Origin of the sequence: uncultured Cyclobacterium sp., assembly GCF_963976465.1 — a bacterium.
GTDB lineage: Bacteria > Bacteroidota > Bacteroidia > Cytophagales > Cyclobacteriaceae > Cyclobacterium.
Window position 1 is genome coordinate 1 of record NZ_CAXBOC010000110.1, and the last position, 12,590, is coordinate 12,590.

Consider the following 12,590-nt stretch of genomic DNA (forward strand, 5'->3'; position numbering starts at 1 on the left):
AAGCCATTCGTGCTGGGGAAAGTGGAACAAAGAATAGGAATATACCCATCATTGCCGTAACGGCTGATGTGACCCAAAAAGCCAGAAACAGGGTGTTTGAAATTGGCATGGACGACTATGTGACCAAGCCCGTTAAAAAAGAGGAAATTTATAATAAAATCAAAAAAGTGCTCTACTTAAAAAGTCATTCAATGTAAGAAAAACCTATTTTAAAGAAACGATATATAAATTGTTTTAGCAGGTTGAAAATAACAATACCTAAGAAATAGCAAAGTCAATTACTTTCGCATACCTAGAGCAAAGTCATGGCCCCTAATGCTGCCACTTTATTCCCTCCCTTTGCCTGACATAATAGACCTTCATTCCATAACGCTGGAATAATATTTTCTTTTGCCCCTCTTTCAATGCCTTGCCAATATCCAGGCAAACAGGCAGTACCTCCACCTATCGCAAGTTTGTTAGGGTTAAAAAGATTGACCAATCCGGCAATACCTACCCCCAAAAAATACCCTGCCTTTTCAATGGCATTTAGAACAAATTCATCACCTTGAATTGCTAAACCAGCCATTTCTTTGGCGGAAATACCCAACTTCTGCGCTAAAAAACTTCCTCCACATAGCGTATCTATTCGCTTTATCTCTCCATCCACTACCAAAGGGAAATAGCCAAACTCCCCTGCCCATCCTGAATCACCGGTAAGCAATTTTCCATTCACTATAAAAGCAGCACCTACAGCAGTTCCAACCATTACAATTCCACTTGTTAGGTTCTCGTCAATCGTACTAAATTGATGAATAAGTGCAGCCCTTATGTCATTGATGGACCTTATCCTTGTGCTCAAATTGGCTAAAGCTTTGTTTGCATTCCAACCATTAAAGCTAGGTAAAACATCGCAAAACAGCACATCCCCGGCTTTATTTAAAAGTCCGGGGATAGCTATGGCAATCCCTACCGGGTTCAACTTATACTTCTCAATAAAGCTCTTGATGACCTCCTCCAGTTGGGATGGCGTAAATCCAAGACCTGTAGGATATTTTTCTTCATAGGATCCCGCAATAATTAATACTTTGGTTCCACCTAAATCTATTCCGACTTTCACAGCATTCATTTTGATCTTCTTTTTAGCCTGCCCATGCAGGTAAACATTTCCGGCTAAGTAGGTTTACTAAGATAGAAACTTCACTTCATATTTTGCCAATAAATGCATCAATCCAACTAGAAACTTTCCTGGGTCAGCTCATGGTTGATAAAAACACCTGCAATATTCCCCTTAAAGACTGCTGTGGCCACTGAGCGCATCATGGTACTACAATCTCCACAAGCAAAAACTCCTTCCACAGTAGTTTTCCCCATTTCGTCCACCTCAATGTATCCTTGCTCTGTAAGTTCACAACCCAACTCACTTGGAATAGAGGTATTTTGTTCAAAAGAAATAGAAGCATAAGCAGCATCAAATGCTTCCACAGGACCGTCTTTAAAGCGGATACTTTTTAGATTTCCGACCTCATGGTCAATTGCTAAAATCTCTTTTTCAATGATTTTGATGCCGTTCCTTAATAACTTATCAAGCTGTTCCTCATCAAATGATGTTTTCCCATCAGTAAGAATGGTTAGGTCTTTAGTAAGATTGTTTACCAAAGAGGCAAGGTGAATTGCCGTGTCCCCATTGGCCATAATTGCCGTTTTTTGATTTCTGATTTCATAGCCATGACAATAAGGGCAATGTACTACGGATATTCCCCAACATTCTGAAAATCCACTTATCTTCGGCATAAGATCCTTGATGCCTGTTGCAAGTATTAGTTTATCTGTGTAAAAAGTATCTCCTCGGCTTGTGGTTATTTCAAATCCATTGTCAACCTTCTTACTACCGACTGCCAATCCTTCGTAAAATTTCACGGTATCATATTTCGCAACCTGATCCTTGGCTATTTCCGTGATTTCCTGAGGTGTGCTTCCGTCTTGCGTTAAAAAATTATGAGAATGTGGAGTTTGCCGATTGCAAGGTTTGCCATCATCTATTATTAAAACCTTTCGTAAAGAGCGTCCCAAGGCCATTCCTGCCGAAAGCCCTGCATAACTTCCACCAATAATTATTACTTCAAATTGTTCAATTTGTGTCATAAGATTATATTTTATAAATGCCCGTTGTAATGCAATAAAAGACTGAAATCCATCAACTTATCACACAGTATTTTAGACTTATTCACTGTCCCTATTTGCTATATATTTTGAACAAAGGTAGAAAAAATAACCATTAATGCAACACTGTTGCTTTAATGGTTATTAATATTTCTTCCCTGATTGTAAAGAAAAAATTAAAGCAAAGGAAAGGTATATCAGGATCAGTAATACATAAAAACCTACCTAACCATTCGAACCATCCAATATTGATGAACTGGTCTTGGACAAGCTCAGACAGCAGGTTTGGTCAAGCTCAGAAACTGACCTTTGGCAGAATCAGGCAGAAGACTTCGACGGTCTCATACTGCGGCTCTATACCGGCTTAGGTATCTGTCTCACTAAGAGGGGCTCTTGATACCCAACCATTATTTTTTACAGGTAAGTTTGTAATTATACAGTAAAATATTCTTGGGAATTGGAGGATTGAAAAGAATTCATTAAATTAAAACATATAAATCAAGTACTTATAGAAGCTCTCATTCCTTTGCTTCATTTTCTAAGATTGCTTAAATAATCCCCGGTAATTAAACCTTGATGAATCATGCAACTTTCCCTAAACTCAAACTACAGTTCCACTTTAAAAACAACCGCCTGGGTATTGCCTATAGCCATTGCCCTGCCAATCGTGGTTCACCTTGCTCCTCCCTTCAATGGGATTCCGATGGGTGCTTATTTATTGCCCATGTTTTACATGCCCATTGTGGCATTAATCGCTTATCGATTACCTGTGGCCTTAATCGTGGCCGTATTGGCTCCCCCCATTAACTTCCTTATATCCGGTAATCCAAATTGGGGATTAATGGGTATACTTACCTTTGAACTTGTACTCTTTACTTTTCTAGCCTATGTATTCCTGCTCCAAGGGATAATTAAATGGATTGCTGCACCCCTGGCCTATTTAGGCGCCAAAACAATCTCCTCAGCAGTATTGATTTTTATTCCCCTAATCGAGGCCAGCCCGGTACAGTTTTTCAGCACTTCACTGAGCAATGCTTTTGTAGGTATTGGGATATTATTTGTCATCAATGTCTTGTGCTTAAAGTACCTTCCCAATCAGAGAAAAGAGCCTTAATTTATTTCTGTAAAGGTTTTTAATTAAGCTCATCTTAAAAACAAATATACATGGATTCAAAAGTCTCTTTACCTTTTACTAAGATAAGCAAGGCCTTGTCCTGCTTTTCCTTCCCTCCGGCAGACATTGTTGTAGGAATTGGCAGAGGTGGAATTGTACCTGCAGGTCTGGTGGCCCATCAACTTGGGCTTCCGCTAAATATTGCATCGGTAAATTATAGAAATGACAAGAATCAACCCATTCGGGAATCCCCGGAATTTTTAGACCTATTCCCAACATCATTTCCACCAAGTAGCCGAATCCTATTGATAGATGATGTAGCCGTTTCGGGAAAAACCTTAGGCCTGGTAAAGGAAACATTAAAGGATTATTCAGTACATACTTTTGTACTCAAAGGGAAAGCAGATTTTGTTCTTTTCCCAGACATCAAGACCTGTGTCCAATGGCCTGGGAATCCAGCCCCTAAATCTCTTACTTATGAAAGCTAGCGTCATCTTAGGCTTGATATTTACTTTTTACGCCAGCTCTTTATTGGCCCAGGTAAAGGATAGCCTTACCGTAGCCCTGGATGAAGCCGTGGTCACGGGAACGAGAATAGAGCGGCAGAAAAATAAAATAGCTGCCTCCATCTCCACCATTTCCAGGAACACCATTGATCGTTCGGGAGAGCTAAATGTCCTGCCGATACTGGCTTATCAAGTACCGGGCTTTTTACTCAATGACCGTAGCATTTCAGGCTTTGGAGTAGGTCCTGCCTCAGGAGGCAATATCAGCATTCGAGGGATTAGTGGCACTCCCAATAACAGGGTCTTGGTATTGATTGATGGACAGCCTCAGTACATGGGCATTTTTGCTCACCCTATAGCCGATGCCTATAGTGCCTCGGACATAGAGCGAGTAGAGGTACAGCGAGGGGCTGCCGCTGTCCTTTATGGCTCTAACGCCATGGGGGGAGCCATCAATCTAATTACCCGAAAGGCGGGCAAAGAGGGCTGGAAGGGGTCAGCAAATTTAGGCTATGGATCCTATAGGACTTTTATGGGAAATGCCCATGCATCTTATAAACAGGGTAAATTCCATTCCATGATAGCTATCAATAGGAACAGTACGGCAGGTTTTAGAACCGATGCGGCAGACAGCTTTAAAAACAGTACCGGCTACCTCAAAATGGGCTACGACTTCAGTCCCGGCCTTTCTCTTTCCGGAGATATGCAATTGGCTGATGCCACTTATTATCAGCCAGGACCTACCGCTGCCCCAATGGAGACAGACAAACGCGAATACTTAAGAGGCAGGGCTGCACTTTCCCTTCGCAACGACTGGGGAAATGTTTCCGGGGCACTGTTGTTCTTTCATAATTTTGGCGAGCATACATTTCAAACCGGATTTTCATCTACAGACCAAAATCAAGGCATTACTTTTTACCAAAATCTGAGCCTTCTTCCAAAACAAATACTCACTGTTGGCATTGATTATAAACGCTATGGAGGAAAGGCATTCAATGAAACCCTTCCTCCCCCTGCCCGAGTCGGCTTGGGAACGCAATTCATCATTCATGAAACCGATCTTTATCTGCAGGCCCAACAAGACTTGGGAGAAAAAATCAGTTTCAATGCTGGACTTCGCCGCGTTGGTAACTCCCAGTATGGCCAAAAACTACTTCCCGGCTTCGGTCTTGCTTATAGGCTAAGGCAAAATTTTACCCTCAAAGCATCCTCCTCCAAATCCTTTAGAAGTCCCTCCATTGTAGACCTCTATTTGTTTCCCACATCCAATGAATCTTTGAGGCCTGAAGAACTGTGGAGTCATGAAGCAGGTTTTCAAACCCTTATTCTTGACAGCAAACTAATTCTGGAACTCATGGCTTTTATGGCCAAAGGCAGCAATCTGATCCAAGTCAACCCCATGACCACGCCTTCCATTGGCAGTAATTCGGGAAGCTTCCTTAACAAAGGGCTTGAAAGTCAAATTCGTTTTCAAACCGCTGAATCATGGCAAGTCATACTCAATTATGCCTATGTGGATGTAGACAAGAACATTTTGTTTGCACCCCAACACAACCTGAGCCTGCAGGCGGATCTACAAGTAAATAAATTTTCTATTATTCCGTCAATTCGCCACATCGGTGGACTCCGAAACAGCCTTACAGAATCAGATGCAAATGAAAATTACACCTTATTAAACATTAGGAGCATGTATGCCATAAGCCCCAAAATTAGTGCCTATATCACGGGAAAAAACCTTTTGAACACAGCGTATCAGCTAGAAAAAGGATTTCCCATGCCGGGGATCAATGTAATGAGTGGCATTCAAGTTAAATTTTAACCCAATCAATCATGGATAATAACAATAATAATAACCAAAGAAGGGCATTCTTAAAATCCCTAGCCGGATTAACTGCCGGAATGATGTTGCCCCTTACCAGTATTAATGCAGAAGGAAAGGCCATTCCCAGTCCCTATATGCGGGATAGGTTGGGAGACTTGCTTCCCAAGCGGAAATTTGGGAAATCCGGTTTGTCTGTCACCATGCTGGGCCTGGGAGGAGCCCATATTGCCAGAATGAGCGAAAGTGAAGCCCAAAAGACAATTGAACGGGCGCTGGAAGGTGGAGTCCGATTTTTTGACAATGCAGAATCTTACGGTCGTGGAACAGGTGAAAGAAGGTATGGGCAATTTCTTACGCCCAAATATAGGGACCTTGCTTTTATTCAAAGCAAGTCCACAGCTAGAGATGGCAAAACCGCTCAGGAACATTTGGAAGGCACCCTTAGTCGAATAAAAACAGACTATATCGATCTTTGGTTAATTCATGCAGTGACCAGTCCAGGCGATGTAGACAGCAGGTTAAAAAATGGGGTTTTGGACTATGTTTTGAAGGCAAAAGAAAGCGGGAAAGTAAAACATATCGGTTTTTCAGGTCATTCCGATTACAATGCTCACTTGAGAATGTTGGAAAGCACCGATCAGTTGGAAGCCTGCCAGATGCCCATCAATGCTTTTGACCCGAATTACAAGAGCTTTATCACCAATGTGATGCCAAAACTAATCGAAAAGGGAATGGCACCCTGTGCCATGAAAACCTTGGCAAATGGAGGTTTCTTTGGTGGCACCACCCATTTTAACAGTGGTGACAAACCGCGAATTGTTCCCAATGCATTGACAGTAGAGGAAGCCATCTATTTTTCGTGGTCCCTTCCAATAAGTGTATTGGTAACCGGAGCAGACAATGCAGACATGCTCACCGAAAAGATTGATTTAGCCAAAAACTTTAAAGCCTTTGACGAGAAAAAACGACAGGAATTGATAAGCCGTGTATCCGGTTTTGACGGGAAATTGGTGGAGTATTATAAGGTATAGGGGGATTTAGGTGATTATATAGTTCGTACTTGGGAATAATTAACGAATTTCAAAAAAAATAATAATGTAAATAGGACTAAATAAATAACTGCAGACTTATGGTTGTCAATGATCACTTAGATATTTATGAATACTCCCCAAAAATAGAATCAATTTACTATAGTTTTTCAAAGGTTGTAAAAGAAAAAAAAACAGGTTAAAATGAATGAGGTAATCTCACGCAAAAACACCCATGAATTTTACAATTAACCCAATAATCACATTATTGATTCATCTTACTGTGGAGCCTGCCAAGAATCACTCTCCATGTATAGTGCCCCAGATAATACAAGCACTGTATATAATTTTTTAATTAATGTGCTAATCCGTCAATCGAGGAAGTAAATTGCTTTTGACATTCATTTTTTTTTATTAATAAATAGATAATGTGGATTTGTAGACTTAAACCGGAGTTGATATAAAAGTGAATCTTTAAAACTGGCATTTCATTGAAATCCAAAACTTCACCACATAATACTAAAGTCCGGCATGCAAACCCCTAGTATCTATTCCCAGAAAGAAATGTTTCCCCATGAATCAATGCTAAAAAACAGATATTTACTGCCAAAATTATTTGGTATTTTAGGGATAATATGCTAACTCAAGGCATGAAAAAATTAGTTTAATGCACTGCAAAGCTATTTAAAAAATCTATCGTTAAAATATACAATCAAACACAAAAAGAAATCCAACTAAAAACTGTAAGTTGGTCGTTAAGGGAATTTTAGCAATGGGTATAATTAAAAAGGAAGCAAGTGATTTATTAATTCTTTTGGTGCTATTCCTTATCGTCTCATTTTTCATTTTTAATCATTTAGGAGTAAAAAACGTAACTGATTCCGCAAGGTACTTAGATTATGCTCGTAATTTAGAAGATGGATTTTATATTGAAAAACACAATTTTTGGTATATAGGATATGTGATTTTAATATTTATCGTACAAGCACTTACCGGTTCATACAATGAACTAAATTTAATCTTATTTCAATACTTATATTCCCTATTTGGGTTAGTGTTTCTATATAAAACAATTAAAATTTTTCATGGAACCACTCCTGCTCCATTAATTGGAGGCGTTCTTTTTTTAGTATTTATTGAAATCAGTATTTGGAACTCATATATTTTATGCGAATCTTTTTATTTCAACAATATCGTACTTACTTTTTATTTTTTGGCTAAAACATTTATTCAAAAAAAATTCACCGTTACGAACATAGCGCTTAGTGTGTTTTTTACAATTTTAACCACATTTTCTAAACCCACAGGCATAGTAATTATACTATCTATAGCTAGCACAGCCTATTTGTATTTTTGGTTAAATTCAAAATGGCATCTGAGGATCAAAATAATCACTTTTTTCCTGGTTAATTTCATGATAGGGTATCTAATCAACATGATGATTGAAACTTTTCAAATCATTGAAAACTATCAGTTTGGGGAAATAATCTATAATATTTTAAGCTTACCTCAAAAGGCAGAATACAATAGTCTAACCCATACTGTTCCAGAATTAAATCTGTTGCCCCCTCAATTCCCTCCCCTAATAAGATTAATTCATTTTATACTTTTCAATTTCGAATTTTGGTGCATTTTATTTTTAAAAAAAATATACTTTTTTTTAATGCATATACGGCCCTATTGGTCTTTAAAACACAATCTGTATAATATAATTATACTTTTGCCAATTAATATTTTAGCTCTTTGGCAGATAGTCATCACAAATAATTTTGTAAAATTTTTCATTTTAATTTACTTAGTACTTCATATCCTAATAGTAGGAATAACAACCGTCGATTGGGATGGAAGATTTTTTCTGCCATTGATCCCTATCATAATAATATTCGCCGCACAAAGAATTTATATATTAAATGTTTCACTTAAGCACTATATCTCTCTAAAGTTCTAATTTTAATTGAATTTAGAAAAGGATTCTTTTAGTGGCCATTTGTAATAGTTGCCATCGTCTTCCCTTGCTTCGACTCCGCTCAGCAACCTATGTGTGGGGTTATTAAAATTTCGGTTCCGGTGTCTTCGACAAGCTCAGACTCCGGCGAAAGAGATGAAGACACCAACCAGAGACAAGTCATCCATCACAAGAATTAGTACATACGCTAACCACTTAATACATAGCCTTTTCCTATAATCCGCTTCTATCCTAAAAAAAGCCTTACTTTGGCTTAGGCTGTTTTCTAAATTTAATGTGGTAACTTTGATATTCACAACAAGGAATGCAGGGGAAAAGCGCATCGCAGCTCGTTTTTATGGGATACAGTGATAATCTGGACTTGTCTAAAGTGTAGTGAGCTGCTTGGCTTGGAATTGCTCTTGCTTTCTCTAAGCAAAAGCTTGTCATAATTGGCGAAATCTGCTTCTTTTGTACTGATTTTCTTGAAAAATCACCCATTCAGGGAAACCTCAAGTCAAAATTTACGTCATATAACTTCATTGTTTTAAAAATATTCATACCATGAAAAAAATATTAATTCCTATTATTATCATCGCCGTGATTGGTTTTCTAGCTTATAATAAAGCCGTAGGTGTGTACAATACCTTTGTACAAACAGAAGAAACAATCAATGGTCAGTGGGCGGAGGTAGAGACCCAATACCAAAGAAGAGCTGACCTGATCCCTAACTTGGTGAATACGGTAAAGGGATATGCTGACTTTGAACAAGAAACCTTGACTAACGTGATTGAAGCACGCTCAAAAGCCACTTCCATCAACTTGCAGGCCGATGACCTTAGCCCGGAAAACATTGCTAAATTCCAGGATGCACAAGACCAGCTGAGTGGATCTCTTAGCAGGTTACTGGTGGCCGTAGAAAGATATCCTGACTTGAAAGCCAACCAGAACTTTCTTGAGCTGCAGGCCCAATTGGAAGGCACTGAGAACAGGATTGCGGTAGCCAGGAGAAATTTTAATCAATCTGTGCAGAGCTACAATTCCAACCTGAGAACTTTCCCAAATAATATGTTTGCAGGATGGTATGGATTTGAAACTAAAGGTTATTTCGAAGCATCTGCTGGATCAGAAAATGCCCCAACGGTAGAATTTTAAAAAACGCTTATCATGGCAGAAAATTTATTTAGTAAAGCAGACCGCGAAATCATCATAGGAGCCATTCGGAATGCCGAGAAAAAAACCTCAGGAGAAATTCAAGTGCACATCGAAAGTCACTGCAAAGGGGACGTACTTGACCGCGCTGCTGAAGTGTTTGAGAAACTCAAGATGCATAAAACAGCACAACGGAACGCTGTGCTGTTTTACCTTGCTGTGCTTGACCATAAATTTGCCATTCTCGGTGATGCCGGAATAAACAAGGTGGTTCCTGAAAACTTTTGGGAAAATATTAAGGAAGAAATGCTCGTTCATTTCAAAGCTAAAGCCTATACTGAAGGGCTTAGAAAAGGCATAGAAATGTCCGGCAAGCAACTGCAACAACATTTCCCTTATGACCATGAAGGAGACATCAATGAGCTCCCTGACGAAATATCCTTTGAATAAGACATCATGATTAAAAAACAGCTTTTCCTTTCTTTTGTATTATTGGTGCTTTCATTGGCTAGCCGGGCACAGGGGGATTTTCCCGAAAAACCAAACCCTCCTCGACTGGTAAATGATTTTTCAAAAACCCTTTCAGCCAAGGAAGTTCAACAGCTGGAAAACAAACTAGTGGCGTATAATGACAGTACCTCTTCTGAGGTAAGCATCGTTTTAATCAATTCTGTTGGACCTTATGACATCAGTGATTATGCGTTTCAATTGGGTGATCAATGGGGAATCGGTAGAGCAGACAAGGACAATGGGGTACTTATTCTGGCGGCAATGAAGGACCGAAAGGTATTTATCGCCACAGGTTATGGAATGGAGGGAGCAATTCCGGATGCTTTGGCGAAAAGAATTGTAGAGCAGTTGATCGTTCCTAACTTTCGTACAGAAAATTATTATACCGGCTTGGATCAGGCCACTGATATGATCTTCAAACTAGCTTCCGGAGAGTATAAAGCAGAGGACCTGGGTTCTTCAGACAATCCCGGTGGCGGCCTACCCCTCTTCTTGATATTGATCGTTGGCTTTGTGATCCTTACCCTGATCAGAAACCGAAATGACAACAACAACCATATGGGAGGAAAACGAGGCGGAGTGGATTTCTTCACCACCTTATTGCTAGCCAATATGCTTGGAGGTAGCCGAGGTAAATTCGGTGATTTTTCTTCCGGAGGAGGTAGTTTTGGCGGAGGAGGCGGCGGAGGTTTCGGCGGCTTTGGCGGAGGAAGCTTTGGTGGTGGTGGCGCCGGTGGGAGCTGGTAAGAATTTAGGCGGTATTGCTGCAATTAATGCATCAATACCGCCAAGGTCGTTTGATTATCAATTCATTACTTCACAGTCTGATACCTGTTACTTCAATGGTTTAACCCATGCAGGTTTCCTATTTTGATCACAATTACCGACTTACTTTATCAATAGTAGCACTTCTCCAGAAGAAAAAAAGGTCACTTTAGCTTATAAACAATAAGCACCGGGTTTTCTGAGTCTTTTGCCGCCAAAGCTGTTCTTGCAAAGTCTCTTCCCTTACCTTTAGCCCAATTCTCAAATTCTTCCTTCCCCAACTGCTTTTTCTTTTCCACCAACAATTGATATAATTCTTTACCATTAATTTTTACCCCTATTTTTCCCTGTTCAAAACTATATATTATTGCTGGTGGTTCAAATCCACCATCTAAATCGTTGGTTAGCTCGCCTTCAATCACATGAGATTGTAAATTCTGGCGGTCATAAAAAAGGTTATAAAATTTCTTTTCAAATAGGAGAATTGTATAAAGCTGCTTTTCAGAAACATGGTATCTACCTCGGAAATAAAGTTTAGCTTGGCCATTCATTAATTTTATTCTATCCCTTATTTCCAAACCTTTTAATTCCTCCAGGTCTTGATCATAATTTCCATAGTCAAAAGTAAACATGGGCAACATTTGTTGATCTTGAAATTGATAAATCGTATCGTGAAAAGTCATTCCAAAATAAAGATGTTGTTTGCTTTTTTGAAAATAATTTCTCCCGGACATCTCACTTTCAAGTCTTTCGGCGTAAAATGGCAAGAAACTAATGGTATCCTGAAAATTTTCATCCAGGCTTTTGATAAAAAAATCTCCTGGATTTCTAGCGGGCTTATACAAATAATAGCGATTATCAAATTCAGAAAACACACCGGGGCCAAAGTGATCTTTCAAGATCAATTCACGTAGAAACTCACCTTCCAGGCTAAACCACATAATTTTTCTGGGATAAACTCCTAATAAGACCAGTTCCTCATTTACAACTGCCAAAGCATCAAAATCAAGGTATTCACCGGGGCCCTCTCCATAAGCAGCAATTTTTCCCAAATACTTCCCTGCCATTTTGAAAATTGTAATGCACTTACATCCGTAAATATCAAGGGTATAAATTTTGTCTCCATGAAAGAGAATTTGTTGCAAGCCGGCATTAAGTTGAGCTTCATCCAATTTATCTTCCAGCCATATATAGTTGATTTCTTGCTCAAAAAATTCAGACAGTTTACCGGATCTGGATTCGGAGAGGTCCACAGTTACCAAGGCTACACCTCTAGGGTCTTCCTCCGTATTAACTTCCTGCTTACAGCTACTTGTAAGAAATAAAAATATGCAACCTATTAGCAAAGGTATGAGTTTATTCAAGATCATATCTATTAAAGGAGTAATATAACTGCTCTACAAACTATGTAGAATAATTAAATATTTTCAAATCAGACTTTTTAATCCTATTTTTCTAATTCTTATTAACTCTTGATTGGGTACTAAAAAATTTTATTAAATAAAAGTTTTCTTACATTTACTTAAAGTAAAAAAACTTAGGATAAAAGTATATTGAATAAGGCACTTATCAAATAAAGGATTTGTATGGATAAGGTGGCTTTGTC

General features: G+C 38.9%; 12 protein-coding genes. 9 read left to right on the top strand and 3 right to left on the bottom strand.

Features of this window, described 5'->3' with window-relative positions; all coding sequences use genetic code 11:
- A partial coding sequence (locus AAC037_RS08290; protein WP_339902541.1) for a response regulator occupies positions 1-197 on the top strand: 197 nt, incomplete at its 5' end.
- A gap of 95 nt (positions 198-292) precedes the next feature.
- On the opposite strand, the gene AAC037_RS08295 is transcribed toward AAC037_RS08290, so the two are convergent.
- Together AAC037_RS08295 and AAC037_RS08300 are read right to left on the bottom strand one after the other, a co-directional pair.
- Positions 293-1,108: an ROK family protein gene (locus tag AAC037_RS08295; RefSeq protein WP_339902542.1), complete on the bottom strand. Its 816-nt coding sequence runs from the start codon at positions 1,106-1,108 to the stop codon at positions 293-295.
- Positions 1,109-1,215: 107 nt separating this feature from the next.
- Entirely contained in the window at positions 1,216-2,124 is a 909-nt protein-coding gene (locus AAC037_RS08300; protein WP_339902543.1) for an NAD(P)/FAD-dependent oxidoreductase, read from the bottom strand.
- Between the two features lie 601 nt (positions 2,125-2,725).
- Between AAC037_RS08300 and AAC037_RS08305 the strand changes: the two genes are divergently transcribed.
- From AAC037_RS08305 to AAC037_RS08340, 8 genes are all read left to right on the top strand, one after another.
- Complete coding sequence (locus AAC037_RS08305; protein WP_339902544.1) at positions 2,726-3,256, top strand: hypothetical protein; 531 nt, start codon at positions 2,726-2,728, stop codon at positions 3,254-3,256.
- A 50-nt stretch (positions 3,257-3,306) separates the two neighbouring features.
- Positions 3,307-3,744, top strand: a complete 438-nt coding sequence (locus tag AAC037_RS08310) for a phosphoribosyltransferase (protein WP_339902545.1) — start codon at positions 3,307-3,309, stop codon at positions 3,742-3,744.
- On the top strand, positions 3,734-5,581 hold the full coding sequence (locus AAC037_RS08315; protein WP_339902546.1) for a TonB-dependent receptor: 1,848 nt from the start codon (positions 3,734-3,736) through the stop codon (positions 5,579-5,581). Before AAC037_RS08310 ends, AAC037_RS08315 begins: the two co-directional genes overlap by 11 nt.
- A gap of 11 nt (positions 5,582-5,592) precedes the next feature.
- The gene (locus AAC037_RS08320) at positions 5,593-6,615 is read left to right on the top strand and encodes an aldo/keto reductase (RefSeq protein ID WP_339902547.1); all 1,023 of its coding nucleotides are present in this window, start codon (positions 5,593-5,595) and stop codon (positions 6,613-6,615) included.
- A gap of 745 nt (positions 6,616-7,360) precedes the next feature.
- Entirely contained in the window at positions 7,361-8,560 is a 1,200-nt protein-coding gene (locus AAC037_RS08325; protein WP_339902548.1) for a hypothetical protein, read from the top strand.
- Positions 8,561-9,121: 561 nt separating this feature from the next.
- On the top strand, positions 9,122-9,712 hold the full coding sequence (locus AAC037_RS08330; RefSeq protein WP_339902549.1) for a LemA family protein: 591 nt from the start codon (positions 9,122-9,124) through the stop codon (positions 9,710-9,712).
- 12 nt (positions 9,713-9,724) lie between these two features.
- A complete protein-coding gene (locus tag AAC037_RS08335) occupies positions 9,725-10,159 on the top strand; it encodes a TPM domain-containing protein (RefSeq protein ID WP_339902550.1) in 435 nt (144 codons plus the stop codon).
- A gap of 6 nt (positions 10,160-10,165) precedes the next feature.
- A complete protein-coding gene (locus AAC037_RS08340; RefSeq protein WP_339902551.1) occupies positions 10,166-10,966 on the top strand; it encodes a TPM domain-containing protein in 801 nt (266 codons plus the stop codon).
- A gap of 182 nt (positions 10,967-11,148) precedes the next feature.
- On the opposite strand, the gene AAC037_RS08345 is transcribed toward AAC037_RS08340, so the two are convergent.
- Positions 11,149-12,348, bottom strand: coding sequence for a 6-bladed beta-propeller (locus AAC037_RS08345; protein WP_339902552.1), 1,200 nt, complete (start codon positions 12,346-12,348; stop codon positions 11,149-11,151).
- Between the last annotated feature and the right edge of the window lie 242 nt (positions 12,349-12,590).